Here is a 17,799-nt window from a genome sequence, read left to right as displayed (position 1 = left end):
GGTGTAATTGGTGAAAACATTAGTCTAACTGAGTTAAAATAAGAAAAAAGAGCAATGTAAGCAATTATCAGAGAATTGTTATGGAAAAAAATATTATTATGACAACACAACAACCGATTAAAGGTCGTATTCACTCTTTTGAGTCTTTTGGTACAGTTGATGGACCGGGTATTCGCTTCATTGTTTTCTTTCAAGGATGCTTAATGCGATGCTTATATTGTCACAATCGTGATACGTGGGATTTAAAAGCAGGGCGTGAAATTACTGTCGCTGAGCTGATGAAAGAGATCATCACTTATAAAAATTTTATTATGCCTAATGGTGGTGGTGTGACTGCATCTGGTGGTGAAGCAACCTTACAATCAGAATTTATCACTGAATGGTTTAAAGCTTGTCATGCTGAGGGAATTCATACTTGTTTAGATACTAATGGTTATGCAAGACAACTTGATCATACCGTTGAAGAGTTAATGGAAGTAACAGATCTTGTGATGCTTGATTTGAAACAAATAAATGATGAGATACACCAAAAATTGGTAGGTGTTCCAAATAAACGAGTTTTAGAATTTGCTAAATATCTTCAAAAAATAAATAAACGAACTTGGATCCGCTATGTTGTTGTGCCGGGATGGACGGATGATGATAATTCTGCTCATTTACTCGGTCAGTTTATTCAAGGAATGGAAAATATCGAAAGAGTTGAACTACTTCCATACCATAAGCTCGGTGCATATAAATGGGATACACTGGGTGATAAATATATGTTAGAAGGTGTAGAAGCTCCACCACGAGAAACATTGGATCGAATTCAAGCAATTATTGAAAGTTACGGTCAGTATGTGACATTTAGCAAATAAAAAACTTCAACATAAATAAGGCGCTTAAAATCGCGCCTGTTAACCTTCTATTTTAATCTTTTCCTTCTCACCGCCCGTAACAGATAGAGGATGCCTTCAAGCGCCAGGACACAAACAGATAGCCAAATCAGTCCGTATGACACAATATGTTCACTAGATACTGATTCATGTAAAAATAATACAGAAACAACAGTAAGTAATACTGGCTCCACATATCCTAGTAATCCAAATAGTCCAAGCGGTAATAGTCGCCTAGCTACGAAATACATAGCAAAGGCGATGGCGGTAATAATACCGAGCATTGGGATAAAAATATGGAAATGAGATAAATCACTTATAATCTGATTACAAGGATAATGTAAAAGAAAATAAATCAGACAGCCGATAAATATAAAAAAGAAGTCTGAAAATGTTCCTGCAATACCTTCTATTTGCAATTTACGTCGTGTCATAAAGTAAATAGGATAACCCAAGGCGATGACCGCCGTTTCCCAAGAAAAAGCGCCAGTAATATAGATTTCTAATATAACACCTATGCTAGCGAGTAGTACCGCAATTTTTTGAAAAATACTTAGCCTTTCTTTATAGAAAATTTGCCCAAAGACCACCATACTTAATGGTAATAAAAAATAGCCAAGAGAAGCTGACAATCCATGACCATTTATTGGTGCCCAAATAAAAATAAGCATTTGAATAGTCAGTAGGAAAGAAGAAAACAATAACCCAACTAAAAGAAATGGCTGATGTTTAATTCGAATAAAGAGGGCAGATATAGATGACCATTGCTTTTCAATCAGAATTAAGACAATAATAGCCGGAAAAGATGTTAATAATCGCCAGCAAAAAATATCTACTACAGATAAAGGTTGCAATAATACTGGATAGTAATACAACAAACCAAAAAGACATGATGCTAGGATTGATAATGCAACACCTTTTATCATCTTATTTACCTTAATTAATAAAAAAATAGCGCTAATGAATAGCGCTACAATGAATATATGAAATTATAAAACTAACCAATAACTTCAAGGCCATTCATATATGGCACTAATACTGATGGTACTTTAATTGTTCCGTCTGCTTGTTGATAATTTTCCATTATAGCAACCAGTGTACGTCCAACAGCTAAACCTGAACCATTTAGTGTATGTACTAAATAGGTTTTATTATCAGCTTTATTGCGGTAACGGGCTTGCATACGACGTGCTTGGAAATCCCACATATTTGAACATGAAGATATCTCACGATAAGTATTTTGTGCTGGTACCCAAACTTCTAAATCATAAGTTTTGCAAGAACCAAAGCCCATATCTCCAGTACAAAGTACAATTTTACGATATGGCAATTCTAATAATTGTAAAACTTTTTCAGCATGTGCAGTTAATTCTTCTAATGCTTGCATTGATTCTTCTGGTTTAACAATTTGTACAAGTTCGACTTTATCAAATTGATGCATACGAATTAAGCCACGGGTATCTTTACCATAGGATCCGGCCTCAGAACGGAAACAAGGTGTATGAGCTGTCATTTTTAATGGTAATACGCTTTCATCAAGAATCTCATCACGCACTAAATTAGTAACTGGTACTTCAGCAGTTGGAATTAGTGCATAATTACTGCTTTCTGACTCTTCATCAAGAGGTTTAGTATGGAATAGATCTCCTGCGAATTTAGGTAATTGACCTGTTCCAAAAAGCGTAGCTTGATTCACTAGATATGGTACGTAAATTTCAGCATAACCATGTTGTTCGGTATGTAGATCTAGCATAAATTGCGTAATTGCACGATGTAAACGTGCTATTTGTGATTTCATTACCACAAAACGAGCACCAGTTAATTTTACACCAGCAGCAAAATCAAGACCACCAAAACGTTCACCTAATGCAACATGATCTTGAATAGGAAAATCGAAGGTTCGTGGGGTACCAAAACGAGAAACTTCAACATTATCATTCTCATCTTTACCATCTGGCACTGAATCATTAGGAATATTAGGAATGTTGGCAGAAATATCTTTAATTTGATTAAGAAGTTTATCAAGCTCTATTTTTGCGCTATTAAGCTTCTCGCCAAGTTTGTTTACTTCTTCGCGCAGTGTTGAAATATCTTCGCCACGTGCTTTGGCTTCACCAATTGCTTTCGAGCGTGCATTGCGCTGTGCTTGTAAGTTTTCTGTTTCAACCTGTAGTGTTTTACGTTTTTCTTCAAGTTGTCGAATTGTCTCAACATCTAATTTAAATCCACGACGTGCTAATTTGCTAGCAACGAGATCTAATTCATTTCGAAGTAAATTTGGGTCCAACATAAAAAGAGTCCATTATTGTTTATTAATGTTATTTATTTAATTTCTTATTTTAGTACAGCTAACAAAACATATAAATAAAAAAGTATGATTAATAACACATATGAAATTCGTGAGTTAAGTATACTAGAATTGTTTTGGGATTCAACCGAAGTGGCAGGCCCGAACAACGCTAAATGATATTCATAAATTTATTTAATTGGATAAGAAAATAATCATTCGTTATATGTCAAAATACTATACATATAAAATTTATTATTTTTTGTGTTTGTTACTGTTGTGTATCTTGCTTAATATTTTCAGGTGACTATTATTAATAAAAGCAAATACAAATACAAGTTATTAACAGTCATTTTTTAGTAAAATATATAATATTAAAAACGTTGTTCAGTCTATAAAATTTATTATTCTATTTTTCAAAAGTAATAAACCAAATTTTAAATCGTTTATTTACTACTGAAACTATATTTTTCTAATGTAGATATTATTAGAATTTTTAGCTGTTTCGTTTGGATTACTATTGTTATCGACAATTTTCTTTTCATCAACTATCCCTTATAAGTTTTTTGAGGGATTCAGTGAACTATTTGATAATTGGTGATAGTTCGCATTGAATGGATCTTATATTGATTTGCAAAAACGATAATATTATACTTAATTGCTATTTATTTATTTTAACTTTTCAAAATTTTTACAGGATAGAAGGTAAATGGAACAACAACAGAATAAACCAACAAGTGGTTTTGCTATAGCAGGAATGATTTGTGGGATTGTATCATTAATTCCAATGGGACTTTTAAGTATTGCTGTGGCTATTGTTGCTATAGTGTTAAGCGCTATTGCTAAGGGCGATATAAGAAATAATAATAAAAATGGTGCTGGTTTTGCTACAGCCGGGATGGTTTGCGGAATTATTGCTATTGCACTATGGGTCTTATTGATAGTTGTGATTGGTGGCGCATTATTATCATTTGCCTAATTATATAACTAAAATATAAAATTATTATTAATTGAAGCTGACAAAGTCAGCTTTTTTTGATCTAAAAGTAAAATATAATAAATTTGTTATTTTTCTATCTTTGCAAATCTATATTTTCATTTATGTCGTATTCTTTTTAAATATAGAATCATTTCTTTTTAATCCATAAAACGTTTCATCTAGATTTTTTCTGCATGTTTAACTATTGCCTTTTGAGTTTTTTATTCATCTCGCGATATTCGAATTTTACAGTAATGATTGGATTGGATAAGGTATAACGAGTACAGTCATAGATTATATGCTTTTTAAAAGGCTATAAATGAGCGTTATTAGCCGTTTTTGAGTCAGGTAAGGGGGTAGGTAGGGTAGTTAATCAAGTTTATTATATTTTGTGTTTTATTAGATTTATATTTAAAAGATTATTCTTATATACATATCATTTCAATCTATAAACAGTGTTGATGATTATTAACAAAGTAATTGTCTTATTCTTGTCCCTCGTTTTTATCAAAATATATAAAGAGAAATATCTAATGGAGATCAAGGCATGGCTATCAGTTCAGCTGGATTTTATATAAATTATAATTTTTTGAGTGTAAGAAATCGAAATGCTTTTGGATGCTTAATGGCGCACCCGAAGGGATTCGAACCCCTGACCGCTCGGTTCGAAGCCGAGTGCTCTATCCAGCTGAGCTACGGATGCGTGTAAGTTCGTAAAAAAATGGTGCATCCGAAGGGATTCGAACCCCTGACCGCCCGGTTCGTAGCCGGGTACTCTATCCAGCTGAGCTACGGATGCGTATTGAATATTATAAAATGGTGCATCCGAAGGGATTCGAACCCCTGACCGCCCGGTTCGTAGCCGGGTACTCTATCCAGCTGAGCTACGGATGCATATTTTAATTTGTAAATGGCGGTGAGAGAGGGATTCGAACCCTCGATGCAGCTTTTGACCGCATACTCCCTTAGCAGGGGAGCGCCTTCAGCCTCTCGGCCATCTCACCAAAACATTATGATTTTGCTTCAACAACAAAATCATAATGTGTGGCGCACATATTACGTTCTAGAAAAAATAAGTCAAACATTTTTTTAAGAACACGTGCTAGTTGTTTATTTCGTACCCAATATTACTCTTTGGGTTGAACTAATTCATCACTTTTATCTTGCGATTGATGAATTCTGTTGTATATTTCTTCTCTATGAATAGAAACTTCTTTAGGTGCATTAATACCGACTCTGACCTGATTACCTTTCACGCCCAAAACGGTAATAACAACATCGTCACCAATTATAAGTGTTTCACCTACTCTCCGAGTTAAAATTAACATTAGATCTCCTAATATCAGTTAAGTATATATCCAAACAATTTAAGATATAGCTTCGTCAGCCCCCCATCAATAAGATAGAAAGACGGAATTTACAGAAATACTCTAATGTTTAATTAACAAACAAACACTGGAGCACATCTGGCTAACTTGCTTGTAATTTATTACTGATTTCCTTTTTCACAGAAGATAACGCTTCTGGTAACGCTGAAAGATCCATTCCACCTGCTTGGGCGAAATCAGGCCGCCCACCACCTTTACCACCTACTTTTAATGCTAATTGAGATACTAATTCACCAGCTTTAACAATGCTTAATAAATCATTAGTTACACCGGCAGCTAAATTGATTTTGTTACCATTAACAGCTGCTAAAATAATTACGCCGGTTTTTAATTGATTTTTCAAATCATCAATCATAGTGCGTAACATTTTTGCTTCGACATTATCAAGTTTAGCAATTAGCAAGTTTTTATTATTTATTTTTTCGCATTGATCAAGCAATTGCCCACTTTGTTGGCTAGCTTGTTGGGCTTTTAGCTGCTCCATTGCTTTCTCTAATGCTTTAGTTTGATCGAGCAATTGCTCAATTCGTGATAACACCGCTGATTTATCACTTTTGACCAATTGTCCAATTTGATTTAATAAATTGGATTCATGGTGTATATAATCCATCGCATTTTGTCCTGATGTGGCTTCGATGCGACGTACTCCTGAGGCAATACTTGATTCAGAAGTGATTTTAAATAGGCCTATATCTCCAGTTCTATCAACATGTGTGCCACCACAAAGTTCAATAGAGAAATCGCCCATGGTTAATACTCTAACAATATCTTCGTACTTCTCTCCAAATAATGCCATAGCACCTTTATTTTTAGCCTGATCAATAGGCATCAGTTCTATGTCGACTGGCAAGTTACGACGTATCTGTTGATTAACTAGATTTTCAATTTCAACAATTTGTTCTTGCGTAATAGCTTGATTATGCGAGAAATCAAATCGAAGGTAACTGTCATTAACTAGTGATCCTTTTTGATGTACATGATTTCCTAAAATACGTTGTAGAGCAGCTTGCAATAAATGTGTTGCTGAATGGTTACGACGGATACGTTCCCGTAGTTCTACATCTATTGCAGCGGTTACAATATCACCAACTTTTAATGTTCCTTTGGTGACTTTACCAATATGACCGATACTTTTGCCATATTTTTGGCTATCAGTCACATCGAATAATAGATTTGCTGAGCTTAATACTCCTTTATCACCAACTTGCCCGCCTGATTCACCATAAAACGGTGTTTTGTCTAAGATGACAACTGCGGTATCGCCGGCATTGATAGCTTCAACTTTATTTCCATCTTGAAAAATTGCAATGACCTTTCCTGATGATTCGGTAAATTTATACCCTAAAAATTCAGTTTTATCATCAAGTTTAATCATATTGCTATAATCAACACTAAATGAACTTGATTCACGAGCTCGTTTTCGTTGTTCTTCCATGCATTGATTAAAGCCGTCTTCATCAATAGTGATATTTTTTTCACGACATACATCAGCAGTAAGATCTAATGGGAAACCGTAAGTATCATACAGTTTAAACGCAACATCTCCAGGTAGTATTGCATTAGTAATCTTACCTAACTCTTGATCAAGTAAAAATAAGCCTCGTTCTAATGTTTTTAAGAACTGTTCTTCTTCTATTTTTAGAGTTTCTTCAACCAATTTTTGGTTATTTGCTAATTCATTAGCGGCACTTCCCATTACATCAATTAACGGCTTAACTAACTTATAAAAGAATATATTTTTAGCGCCTAGCATATGTCCATGACGTACAGCTCGGCGAATAATTCGACGTAATACATAGCCTCTACCTTCGTTGGAAGGTAAAACTCCATCAGAAACTAAAAAAGCACAAGAGCGGATATGGTCAGCAATAACTCGTAATGATTTACTTTCTAAATCATTAGTTTTGATGATTTGCGCAGCATCTTTTATTAATTTTTTAAACAGATCAATATCATAATTTGAATTGACATGTTGTAATACTGCCGCAATTCGTTCAAGCCCCATCCCTGTATCAACGGAAGGTTTAGGTAACGGTTCCATTGTTCCATCAGCATGGCGATTAAATTGCATGAAAACGATGTTCCAAATTTCAATAAAACGATCACCATCTTCTTCAGGACTTCCTGGAGGGCCTCCCCAAATATGATCACCATGATCATAAAAAATTTCAGTACAAGGTCCACAAGGCCCGGTATCTCCCATCTGCCAAAAGTTATCAGATGCATATGGTGCACCTTTATTATCACCTATGCGAATAATACGTTCTTTGGGAATACCAATTTCATTTTCCCAGATTGCATAAGCTTCATCGTCGGTTTCATACACGGTTACTGTCAAACGATCTTTTGGTAGGTTAAACCATTTTTCACTGGTAAGTAATTCCCATGCAAAATGAATCGCGTCATGTTTGAAATAATCGCCAAAACTAAAGTTTCCTAACATTTCAAAAAAAGTATGATGCCGAGCAGTATATCCTACATTGTCAAGGTCATTATGTTTGCCTCCAGCTCGCACACAACGTTGTGATGTCGTTGCTCTGGTATAAGACCGTTTATCAATACCAAGAAAAACATCTTTAAATTGATTCATTCCCGCATTTGTGAATAAAAGTGTTGGGTCATTGTGTGGAACAAGGGAACTACTCGCAACAATTTCGTGTCCTTTGCTATGGAAAAAGTCAAGAAAATTTTGACGAATTTCTGCAGTGCTTTTCATTTATGCTTCCATATTAAACGATAAATTTTTAGACATAGTAATATACCCGTTACAACTTAAGTTGAAAAGTAAATATTCTTAATACAGCGATTGAACTAATTACTATTAGTAAGGAATAAAATTAAAAGATCTTGAGAGCTTTTTTACGCAATGGGCATTCATTCTGTTTAGTATTGTAGGGACTATAATAGTTTAAGTCAACAAACTATACACAGTTTTTATATCACCTGGTGTAAAACCTCTAGAGGTTAAATACTGTGCTACTTTTTGTTTTTGTTGATTATTTTTAGGATCAATAAGTTTGAACTTTTTCAACAATTGTTGATAAGCTATCTCAGACCAATTAATATCAGCTAAATTTAATAGCTTTTTATTAAGATCGGATGATAATCCTCGTTGCTTTAATTCCAAACTAATTTTATATTTTCCATAACCTTTATTCGCACGCATAAATATATATTTTTCAATATATTGCTCATCATCCATCCAATGTTGATGAGTACAATGTTTAATAACATGTTCTATTTGTATCTTTAATTGGCTTAATTCTTCTGGATAATCATCTTCTATACATTTTATTTTTTTACTAAAAAATAAAGTTAATTTTCTGGTAAGTTCATATGAAGAGTGATCACGCTGTGCAAGTAATTGCACAGCTTTAGCTAAAATTAATTTATTAAGATTGTGTGACATTATTCGAAATTTTCATCTTCTGTTGTAGATTCTTCATCTTCAGCAGAGAAAACAGCTGGACTATTTAATAATAAATCACGCAATTTGGTTTCAAGTTCGGTAGCGATTTCAGGATGTTCTTGTAAAAACTTAATTGAATTAGCTTTACCTTGTCCAACTTTCTCACCATTATAGCTATACCATGCACCGGCTTTATCAACTAATTTATGTTTAACACCTAAATCAATCAATTCGCCTTCTTTTGATATACCACATCCATAAAGAATTTGGAACTCAGCTTGTCTAAATGGTGCAGCGACTTTGTTTTTAACCACTTTTACACGAGTATCACTACCGATAACATCTTCGCCTTCTTTTACTGCACCAGTACGACGGATATCTAAACGCACTGAAGCATAGAATTTTAATGCGTTACCGCCAGTAGTTGTTTCAGGATTACCAAACATAACACCAATTTTCATACGAATTTGGTTGATGAAAACGACAAGGCAATTAGCATTTTTGATGTTAGCGGTTAATTTACGTAATGCTTGAGACATTAAACGTGCTTGTAATCCCATATGCGAGTCACCCATTTCACCTTCAATTTCCGCTTTCGGTGTTAATGCTGCGACTGAGTCGACAATAATGACATCTACTGCGCCAGAGCGAACCAATGCATCACAAATCTCAAGCGCTTGTTCACCTGTATCTGGTTGTGAAACTAATAAATCATCAACTTGAACCCCTAATTTTGCAGCATATATTGGATCTAAAGCATGTTCAGCATCAATAAATGCACAGGTTTTACCTTCTTTTTGTGCTTGTGCAATAACTGATAATGTTAACGTTGTTTTACCTGATGACTCAGGTCCAAAGATCTCAACAATTCTGCCCATTGGTAAGCCGCCAATACCCAATGCTATATCTAATCCCAAAGAACCAGTTGAAACGGCATCCACATCTAAGGTTTGTGTGTCGCCTAAACGCATTATTGAACCTTTACCAAATTGTTTTTCGATTTGACTTAATGCTGCTGAAAGTGCTCGTTGTTTGTTTTCATTCATATAATTAAATTCCAATAAGTAAGGATATGAAACACATTATACTGTATTGTTATACAGTATCAAGTTTTTTTTATAAACAGCCTTAAATTGATTAATTATGTGAAATTACTCACAAATTTTCTTAATATTTATTAATAAATCCCGCTATTCAATTAATTAAACGTTATCTTAAGCGTTATTTAGAATAACGATCTTCATATTGTCATTTGGAAAAATGATAATAATCAAATTATGCTAATTTAATTAGGTTATACTTTCATAAAAAAGAAGCATTTGGTATGATTAACCTCAAAAGCTGTTGGCCATTATTGATGTATTAAATTAATTACCCCATAACATAATCGTTTAACAAATATTGGCAATTTTTTATACCTAAACGTTATGCTAATCAAAAACATCTTAACTAATTAATACACTATCAAATAAAGGAAAATAATGACTGTTGATAATCAAGATTATGTATTGTGTTCCCATTGTGATTTGGTTATCGAATTAACAGATGTTGCAATTGGTCATAAAGCAACTTGTCCTCGCTGTGGTACGACATTGTTTAAAAATCAGAACAATATGAAATTTCGTGCGGCAATGTATGCATTTTGTTCATTAATTATGCTTGTTGTCGCTTGTGGTTTTGTATTTATTGATATTAATTTAGTTGGTAATATTAATGGCGTAAGTGTTTTGGATATACCTAAAACACTTTTTTTTGATAGATATAGCTATATTTCCGCACTATTTGTTCTATTTGTGCTCGTTTTTCCATTACTCAATTTATCTATTATTGTATTGCTTTGTTGCAAAATAAAACTGACTAAATATCGAAAAAGAGATCTCTTGATCGTGTATGAAAAATTTCAGCATTGGTGTATGCCTGAAATATTTTTGACAGGAATTTTAGTTAGTTTTGTTAAATTAATGAGTTATGGCAGCCTTGGTGTTACAGGAACATTTTGGGCGTTTTGTTTGTTTGTTTTCTTTTATATCAAAGCATTAGTTATTTTTACACCAGGAAAAATATGGAATGAAATCCATCGTAATAATTTTACCTTAAAACCGTTACAAGTGGGTAAAACAGGAATTTATCAAAATATAAAATTGTGTAGTTGTTGTCATGCAATGGTTCCTACTGAGTATGCTAAATGCCCAAGATGTAAACAAAAAAGCCAACTTAGAGGAAGGGATAAAATACAGTGGACGATTGCACTATTAGTCACTTCACTGATTATTTATATACCCGCTAATTTATTTGGCATCATGATTACTGAAGTATTTGGGTCACCTTCAAGTTCGACGATTATGGATGGCGTTATTTATATGTGGCAAGCTGGTGATGTACCGGTAGCGTTAATTATTTTTGCTGCTAGCGTGGTTATCCCCATTTTAAAAATTATTTCACTTAGTTTGCTCTGTTATTTTGCTTTGGCAGTTAAGCATAAGAAAAAACGTAATTGTCTAAAAATGAAGAAATTATATAATGCTGTTGAATTTATTGGTAAATGGTCAATGATTGATATCTTTGTGGTTTCGGTCGTGTGTTCTTTGGTAAGAAATCAACAGATGATGGGCGTATATCCTGATATAGGGGTAAGTTTTTTCGCCACTGTTGTTATCATTACAATGATTGCATCCCAAAAATTTGATCCACGTTTGCTATGGGATCGAATACCAACTAGAAAATAAAATAATAGGAATAATATGGCAAGCTCAAGTAAGTTAGCAAAAATAATTAAAATTAGAGCAATTTCAGCAATATGGATTATTCCCATAGTTACCGCAGTTGTTGGTTTATGGATTATCTATGCTCATTTTACTGATCGAGGTACTCCTTTTACCTTATTAGCTAAAGATGCAAGTGGTATTGTGGCCGGTAAAACAGTTATAAAAAATCGTAGTGTTGATGTTGGTATTGTTGATGAAGTGACATTATCTGATGATTACAAACAAGTCGTAATTAAAGGTAGAATTTATAACGATATGAATCCACTATTGAAAAATGATTCGATATTTTGGGTAGTTAAACCTGAAATTGGCCGTGATGGTGTAACAGGGCTAGGTACTATTTTATCCGGTGTTTATATTGAACTCGTTTCCGGTAATGATACTCATAGCTTTAAAAACAATCCATTTGTACTGTCTGATACACCGCCATTATCCGATCCAAGCATAAAAGGAATTCGTTTAAATTTAGATAGTGATCAAAGTGGTGTTGTGCCCCGTGGCGCTAAAGTAATGTTTCGCGGCTATCATGTCGGTAATGTTGAGACATCCGAATTTGATGTTGAAGCACGAAAAATGAAGTATCAAATTTTCATTACCAAGCCTTATGATGCATTAGTAACTGAAAATGTACGGTTTTGGAAAGAGGGGGGAATCAATTTATCGCTATCTTCTCGTGGTGCCAGCTTAGATGTGCCTTCTTTAGATGTTCTAATGTCAGGCGGTATCAGCTTTGATTTACCTGATGGCGCTAAATTGGGACAACCTGCTAAACAACATGATGTATATAAGTTATATGAAGATAGAAAATCAATTCAAGATTCCCAATATACCGATTATAAGGAATTTATTATCATGCTTAATGATTCAATCTCTGGCTTGACCGAAGGTGCGCCAGTTGAATATCATGGCATAAGACTCGGTACAGTAAGTAAAGTGCCGTTTTATACCACAGAAATGTTGCAAGAAAGATCAATCCTTAATCAAAGAGTACCGATACTAATCAAAATCGAACCTGACAGATTAGCTGAATTGGTAGAAGATAAGATAGATATTGCTAATTTAATTATAAATGAGCAAAAAAATGGTTTGCGAGCATCATTAAAGACTTCAAATATGTTTACAGGGGCGCTCTATATTGATTTAGATTTTTATCCAGAGTTAAAAGACAAATATGATACTAAATTGGCTAAACAATATGGGTACGATACGATTGAATCTACATCAACTGGATTTGCGCAAATTCAAGCAAAAATACTGCAATTATTAGATAATTTTAATAATTTACCAGTCACCAATACTATGGAACAATTTAATAAATCTTTACAATCCAGTGAACGCTTAATGAATACCATCAATCAAATTATGGCAAGCAAAGAGATGCAAAATATGCCGAAAGATTTACAAAAAGCTATGCGTTCGTTAAATGAAGCGATGAAAGGAATACAACCAGGTTCACAACTTAATACACAAATGAATGAAAGCTTACAAAAAATTCAGCAAATGATGGATGAATTAACACCTTTACTCCATACGCTAAACAATAAAAGTAACTCATTGATCTTTTCTGCACCAAACAAAACAGATCAAGAACCAAAAGCTAGAGGAAACAAATAATGTTGAAATTGATTCGAAGCTTTAAAATTACACTATTGATAGCATTATTAACGGTAATGGTAGGCTGTTCGTCGAATACTCCAGAAAAAAATTATTTTCAATTAACAAGTAATTTAATTAATGCTGATTCAATGACGACTCGCTCGACCAATAAGTTTATTTGGATTGAGTCTATTGAAGTAGCTAGTTTTTTAAATAAATCAGGTATTGTTTTACAAACACAAGATATAAAATATGTCACAGCAACCAATAATTTATGGGCATCGACACTGTCTCAACAATTTGCAGATCGATTATCGCAGGATCTAACCCAACTTTTACCTAATTATTTAGTTTCAACCAAATCTATTACTACACCGACCTTAACAATTAAGCTTTTTATTGATGGTTTCCATGGTAGTTATAATGGAGATGCAGTGATAAAAGGACGCTGGGTAGTGACAGATAATAAAGGACAAATTAGGACTAAATTTATTGATCGCAGTGTTCCGTTGGCAACAAATGGCTATGATGCACTGGTAAAAGCCTTATCGCAAGGTTGGCAAGATGAAGAGTTTGAATTTGCAAATTCAATCAAATATTAGTTATTGTTTTACATTCCGCCGATATAATGGCGGAATGTTATCAGTATTTGATTTCAAATTATCATAACTGTTTTTTCAATTCACTAAATACCTGCTCATCAATCTCAATCCAACCACGAACACTATTAATAAATGCTATTTTGTCGGCCAGTAAAATATCTTTTTTGTTAATCGTTTTCTCAATTAATTTATGCTGATTTAAATAATGTTGTCGCATTGTGCCAGCTAATAATCCTGATGTAATGGCAGGCGTTATCCACTCATTATTAATTAATAAAGCGATATTACCATTAACAAACTCGGTTATTTCATCATTTTGATTATAATTGATGAATTCTTGACCAATCGTCAATTGAGGAAAATGTTGCCGATTGGTTGTTTTATGATAGAGGAAAACATTGTGTTTATCGACACATTTAGGCGCAAAAGCTATATTATCAATCACCATTGAGGTGGTAAGCAAATCTATACTTATTTCTGATTGTCCAGATTTTGATTGCAAAAGTCTGACTTTATATTTTCCTAATGGATAATTTTTTGCTAACTTGGTTAATGTCTGTTTGATTGTTTCAATATCACATGTAAAATCAAAATATTGCGTTGAGTCGTTCAATCTGTCCAAATGTGCATTAAGTAACAAAAACTCTCCATTTTCTAGCAATAAAGTTTCAATAATATATTCAGGCATAGATAAAGTTCTATGCAAAATAGCTGTTTTCGCTAAGACTTCATTATATTCATCATCGGCGCTTGAATCCCAGGTAATACCTCCGCCAACACCATAATTTAACTGTTGATTATTAATGGTTAAGGTACGTATTGGAATATTAAATATCGCCTTTTTCATAAAAGGTTCAATATAACCAATTGAACCACAATATACGCCACGAGCTGAATTCTCAATATTACTAATAATTTGCATGGTACTTGCTTTAGGCGCTCCAGTGATTGAGCCACATGGGAACAGTGCTTGCAGTAGTTGATACAGGTTAATATTATCTTTTACTACTCCTTGAATAGTTGAGGTGAGTTGCCATACCGTTGGATATTTTTCTGCGGTAAATAAATGTGGAACGTTTACCGAACCAGGTTCTGAAATTTTGCTTAAATCATTACGCAGTAAATCAACAATCATCATATTCTCTGCAAGATTTTTTTCTGATTTCAATAATGCTATTTGTTGTTTATCTTGCTGTGTCGTCAATCCTCGGGCGGTAGTACCTTTCATTGGTTTTGTTGTGATAGTTTTATCTTCTAATTTAAAAAATAGCTCAGGAGAGATAGATAAGATATGATAATTTTCAAATTCTATATAGGCACAATAATTGGCAAGATTATTTTTTTGTAGAAAGTGATAATAATCTAAAGGATTACTATTAAATGGTGCACTAAATTGAATGGTATAATTGGTTTGGTAAGTATTACCTAATTCAATTTGCGAGTGAATATAATCAATTTTTTGTTGATATTCGTTAATATCAGTATCGCAAGATAGCTTTAAAGATAGTGGTGAAAAGTGATCTGAATCTGGAATCGGCTCACTCGTATAATTATCAAAAATACCAAATAAAAGTAATGGTAAATCATGATTTGAACTTTTTATAATTTTGGTTTTATTGCTTTCACTAAATCCCATAGCACTTTCATAAGCAAGATAGCCACAAGCGTAATAACCTTTATTCGTGAAGTTTTCTATCTCATCAATGAGCTGTTTAATAGATCTATAATCGTTTGATTTTATAATTTTGATTGGATCACAAAAACATTTACGTTCACCTTCAAAATCGATATAAATTTTCATTTTAATTACCATTAACAAAGTTGCTAATTATTTTTAAACCAAATTCTGTCTTAATTGCTTCAGGGTGAAATTGTACCGATTCAATTGGCAGTGTTTTATGGCGTAATCCCATAATTAATCCTTGCCTATTTTTAGCGGTGACTATTAAAGGTAATTCATTTGATGGCAAATTAGTTTGGGCAATTAGAGAATGATACCTTACAACAGATAGTGGATTTTTAATCCCGACAAACAAGCCTTGCTCATCATGAGTAATTTCATCAATTTTACCATGCATTGGTACTGGGGCTTTAACAATGCTATAACCAAAATATTGTGCAATCGCTTGATGACCTAAACAAATGCCAAGGATTGGGCAGTGATTAGCAAAACAATTGATCGCCGATAATGATATTCCGGCATTATCGGGTATTCCCGGCCCAGGAGAAATGACCATTTTGGAAAACGATAATTGCTTTAATTCATCAATAGACTTTTCATCATTTTTGATGACCATAACTTCGGCACCAGCACGACAAAGGTAATCATAGATATTAAAAGTAAAAGAATCGTAATTATCAATTAGAAGAATCAAAGTAGTACCCAATGCTTAATAATTATAAAAAAGGAGGTTTTAACGAGTGACTGGTGATTCTATTATAAAAAGCGATGCTATATAAAGTAATTAATTACTTATTAAAAAACTATCTAAGACTATATTAGACATTTAAAAACCCTGTTCCTCAAAAATTTTCCAAAATTTGAGGAGCGGGGTTTTTTATTACTTATTTCTCATAAAGTTAATATTAATGTGATCCATATCACATTAATAATCTAATCTACTTGTATGGTAGTATTATTCAGATTAAAGTTTGTTCGTTAATCATTTTTCAGAGGTATTAAATGAAAATCGTAAAAGCAGAAGTTTTTGTGTGTAGTCCAGGAAGGAACTTTGTCACATTAAAAATCACTACAGATTCAGGCGTATATGGAGTTGGTGATGCGACACTCAACGGACGAGAGCTATCTGTCGCATCATATCTCAAAGATCATCTTTGTCCACAGTTAATCGGTCGAGATGCTAGTCAAATTGAAGATATATTTCAATATTTCTATAAAGGTGCTTATTGGCGTCGAGGGCCAGTGACCATGTCAGCGATATCAGCAATTGATATGGCGTTATGGGATATCAAAGGTAAAGTAGCCAATATGCCACTTTATCAATTATTGGGTGGAGCTTCACGTACTGGTGTCATGGTTTATTGCCATACCACTGGTAAAGATATTGAAGAAGCGCTAGACGATTATGCTAAACATAAGGAAATGGGTTTTAAAGCCATTCGTGTTCAGTGTGGCATACCGGGAATGAAGACCACTTACGGTCAAAGTAAAGGTAAAAATTTAGCTTATGAGCCGGCTACTCGAGGTAATTATCCAGAAGAGCAATTTTGGGCAACCGACAAATACCTTGATTTCACGCCAAAATTATTTGAAGCAGTAAGAAATAAATTTGGTTTTAATGAACATCTATTGCATGACATGCATCATCGTTTAACGCCAATAGAAGCAGCTCGATTTGGCAAAAGTATTGAAGACTATCGTCTATTTTGGATGGAAGATCCGACACCTGCAGAAAATCAAGAGTGCTTCCGTTTAATTCGTCAACATACCGTAACACCAATTGCTGTCGGTGAAGTATTCAATAGCATTTGGGATTGTAAACAGTTAATTGAAGAACAACTGATTGATTATATTCGAACCACCATAACTCATGCTGGTGGTATTACACATATGCGCCGGATTGCTGATTTTGCGGCACTTTATCAAGTTAGAACAGGTTCACATGGTCCATCTGATTTATCGCCAATTTGTCATGCAGCAGCTCTGCATTTTGATATGTGGGTACCTAACTTTGGTGTACAAGAATTTATGGGTTATTCCGAACAGATGTTAGAAGTTTTCTCGCCTAATTGGACCTTTAATGATGGTTATATGCATCCAAGTGACAAACCTGGATTAGGAATCGATTTTGATGAAAAACTTGCTGCAAAATATCCATACAATCCTGCTTATTTGCCAATTGCTCGTCTAGAAGATGGCACATTGTGGAATTGGTAA

14 protein-coding genes and 4 tRNA genes are annotated in these 17,799 nt (G+C 33.8%); 6 read left to right on the top strand and 12 right to left on the bottom strand.

Annotated elements, in window-relative coordinates:
* Positions 1–80: 80 nt before the first annotated feature.
* Positions 81–857, top strand: coding sequence for a pyruvate formate lyase 1-activating protein (gene pflA, locus H3U97_RS04890; RefSeq protein ID WP_232343745.1), 777 nt, complete (start codon positions 81–83; stop codon positions 855–857).
* A 47-nt stretch (positions 858–904) separates the two neighbouring features.
* Here the strand turns inward: pflA and rarD are convergent, their stop codons facing one another.
* Both rarD and serS read right to left on the bottom strand, forming a co-directional pair.
* Positions 905–1,801, bottom strand: a complete 897-nt coding sequence (gene rarD, locus H3U97_RS04885) for an EamA family transporter RarD (RefSeq protein WP_198198410.1) — start codon at positions 1,799–1,801, stop codon at positions 905–907.
* A 71-nt stretch (positions 1,802–1,872) separates the two neighbouring features.
* Complete coding sequence (gene serS / locus H3U97_RS04880; protein ID WP_198198409.1) at positions 1,873–3,165, bottom strand: serine--tRNA ligase; 1,293 nt, start codon at positions 3,163–3,165, stop codon at positions 1,873–1,875.
* Between the two features lie 706 nt (positions 3,166–3,871).
* On the opposite strand from serS, the gene H3U97_RS04875 reads away from it, so the two are divergent.
* Positions 3,872–4,141, top strand: coding sequence for a DUF4190 domain-containing protein (locus tag H3U97_RS04875; protein ID WP_034903477.1), 270 nt, complete (start codon positions 3,872–3,874; stop codon positions 4,139–4,141).
* Positions 4,142–4,767: 626 nt separating this feature from the next.
* Here the strand turns inward: H3U97_RS04875 and H3U97_RS04870 are convergent.
* The 8 genes from H3U97_RS04870 to recA form a co-directional block, all read right to left on the bottom strand.
* Positions 4,768–4,844 (bottom strand) — tRNA-Arg (locus H3U97_RS04870).
* Between the two features lie 19 nt (positions 4,845–4,863).
* Positions 4,864–4,940: transfer RNA gene (locus tag H3U97_RS04865), tRNA-Arg, on the bottom strand.
* Between the two features lie 18 nt (positions 4,941–4,958).
* Positions 4,959–5,035 (bottom strand) — tRNA-Arg (locus tag H3U97_RS04860).
* A 17-nt stretch (positions 5,036–5,052) separates the two neighbouring features.
* Positions 5,053–5,145: transfer RNA gene (locus tag H3U97_RS04855), tRNA-Ser, on the bottom strand.
* 123 nt (positions 5,146–5,268) lie between these two features.
* Positions 5,269–5,469, bottom strand: a complete 201-nt coding sequence (gene csrA / locus H3U97_RS04850) for a carbon storage regulator CsrA (protein WP_065578109.1) — start codon at positions 5,467–5,469, stop codon at positions 5,269–5,271.
* A 142-nt stretch (positions 5,470–5,611) separates the two neighbouring features.
* The gene (alaS, locus tag H3U97_RS04845) at positions 5,612–8,245 is read right to left on the bottom strand and encodes an alanine--tRNA ligase (RefSeq protein ID WP_198198408.1); all 2,634 of its coding nucleotides are present in this window, start codon (positions 8,243–8,245) and stop codon (positions 5,612–5,614) included.
* 192 nt (positions 8,246–8,437) lie between these two features.
* Positions 8,438–8,938: a regulatory protein RecX gene (locus tag H3U97_RS04840; RefSeq protein ID WP_198198407.1), complete on the bottom strand. Its 501-nt coding sequence runs from the start codon at positions 8,936–8,938 to the stop codon at positions 8,438–8,440.
* Positions 8,938–9,984 carry a recombinase RecA gene (gene recA, locus H3U97_RS04835; protein ID WP_034903468.1) on the bottom strand — a complete coding sequence of 349 codons (1,047 nt, stop codon included), beginning with the start codon at positions 9,982–9,984 and terminating at the stop codon, positions 8,938–8,940. The genes H3U97_RS04840 and recA overlap by 1 nt, the downstream gene beginning before the upstream one ends.
* A gap of 435 nt (positions 9,985–10,419) precedes the next feature.
* On the opposite strand from recA, the gene H3U97_RS04830 reads away from it, so the two are divergent.
* The 3 genes from H3U97_RS04830 to H3U97_RS04820 are packed head-to-tail and all read left to right on the top strand — an operon-like array spanning position 10,420 to position 13,901.
* A complete protein-coding gene (locus H3U97_RS04830) occupies positions 10,420–11,664 on the top strand; it encodes a PqiA/YebS family transporter subunit (protein WP_165601682.1) in 1,245 nt (414 codons plus the stop codon).
* Between the two features lie 15 nt (positions 11,665–11,679).
* Entirely contained in the window at positions 11,680–13,317 is a 1,638-nt protein-coding gene (gene pqiB / locus H3U97_RS04825) for an intermembrane transport protein PqiB (protein ID WP_198198406.1), read from the top strand.
* Positions 13,317–13,901, top strand: coding sequence for a membrane integrity-associated transporter subunit PqiC (locus H3U97_RS04820; RefSeq protein WP_198191877.1), 585 nt, complete (start codon positions 13,317–13,319; stop codon positions 13,899–13,901). Before pqiB ends, H3U97_RS04820 begins: the two co-directional genes overlap by 1 nt.
* Positions 13,902–13,962: 61 nt before the next feature.
* Here H3U97_RS04820 and pabB read toward each other — a convergent pair whose 3' ends face one another.
* Together pabB and H3U97_RS04810 are read right to left on the bottom strand one after the other, a co-directional pair.
* Entirely contained in the window at positions 13,963–15,702 is a 1,740-nt protein-coding gene (gene pabB, locus H3U97_RS04815; RefSeq protein WP_198198405.1) for an aminodeoxychorismate synthase component I, read from the bottom strand.
* 1 nt (position 15,703) lies between these two features.
* Positions 15,704–16,276, bottom strand: coding sequence for an aminodeoxychorismate/anthranilate synthase component II (locus H3U97_RS04810; protein ID WP_065651581.1), 573 nt, complete (start codon positions 16,274–16,276; stop codon positions 15,704–15,706).
* Positions 16,277–16,584: 308 nt separating this feature from the next.
* On the opposite strand from H3U97_RS04810, the gene manD reads away from it, so the two are divergent.
* A complete protein-coding gene (manD, locus tag H3U97_RS04805; RefSeq protein ID WP_034902860.1) occupies positions 16,585–17,799 on the top strand; it encodes a D-mannonate dehydratase ManD in 1,215 nt (404 codons plus the stop codon).

The organism is Gilliamella sp. W8128, from assembly GCF_016100545.1.
GTDB classification, from domain to species: Bacteria; Pseudomonadota; Gammaproteobacteria; order Enterobacterales; family Orbaceae; genus Gilliamella; species Gilliamella apis.
This window is presented reverse-complemented; position numbering and strand designations above follow the sequence as displayed.

Bases quoted from the DNA above. Each gene is read 5' to 3' on its own strand.
- pflA (WP_232343745.1), top strand. From the start codon at position 81: ATGGAAAAAAATATTATTATGACAACACAACAACCGATTAAAGGTCGT.
- rarD (WP_198198410.1), bottom strand. From the start codon at position 1,801: ATGATAAAAGGTGTTGCATTATCAATCCTAGCATCATGTCTTTTTGGT.
- serS (WP_198198409.1), bottom strand. From the start codon at position 3,165: ATGTTGGACCCAAATTTACTTCGAAATGAATTAGATCTCGTTGCTAGC.
- H3U97_RS04875 (WP_034903477.1), top strand. From the start codon at position 3,872: ATGGAACAACAACAGAATAAACCAACAAGTGGTTTTGCTATAGCAGGA.
- csrA (WP_065578109.1), bottom strand. From the start codon at position 5,469: ATGTTAATTTTAACTCGGAGAGTAGGTGAAACACTTATAATTGGTGAC.
- alaS (WP_198198408.1), bottom strand. From the start codon at position 8,245: ATGAAAAGCACTGCAGAAATTCGTCAAAATTTTCTTGACTTTTTCCAT.
- H3U97_RS04840 (WP_198198407.1), bottom strand. From the start codon at position 8,938: ATGTCACACAATCTTAATAAATTAATTTTAGCTAAAGCTGTGCAATTA.
- recA (WP_034903468.1), bottom strand. From the start codon at position 9,984: ATGAATGAAAACAAACAACGAGCACTTTCAGCAGCATTAAGTCAAATC.
- H3U97_RS04830 (WP_165601682.1), top strand. From the start codon at position 10,420: ATGACTGTTGATAATCAAGATTATGTATTGTGTTCCCATTGTGATTTG.
- pqiB (WP_198198406.1), top strand. From the start codon at position 11,680: ATGGCAAGCTCAAGTAAGTTAGCAAAAATAATTAAAATTAGAGCAATT.
- H3U97_RS04820 (WP_198191877.1), top strand. From the start codon at position 13,317: ATGTTGAAATTGATTCGAAGCTTTAAAATTACACTATTGATAGCATTA.
- pabB (WP_198198405.1), bottom strand. From the start codon at position 15,702: ATGAAAATTTATATCGATTTTGAAGGTGAACGTAAATGTTTTTGTGAT.
- manD (WP_034902860.1), top strand. From the start codon at position 16,585: ATGAAAATCGTAAAAGCAGAAGTTTTTGTGTGTAGTCCAGGAAGGAAC.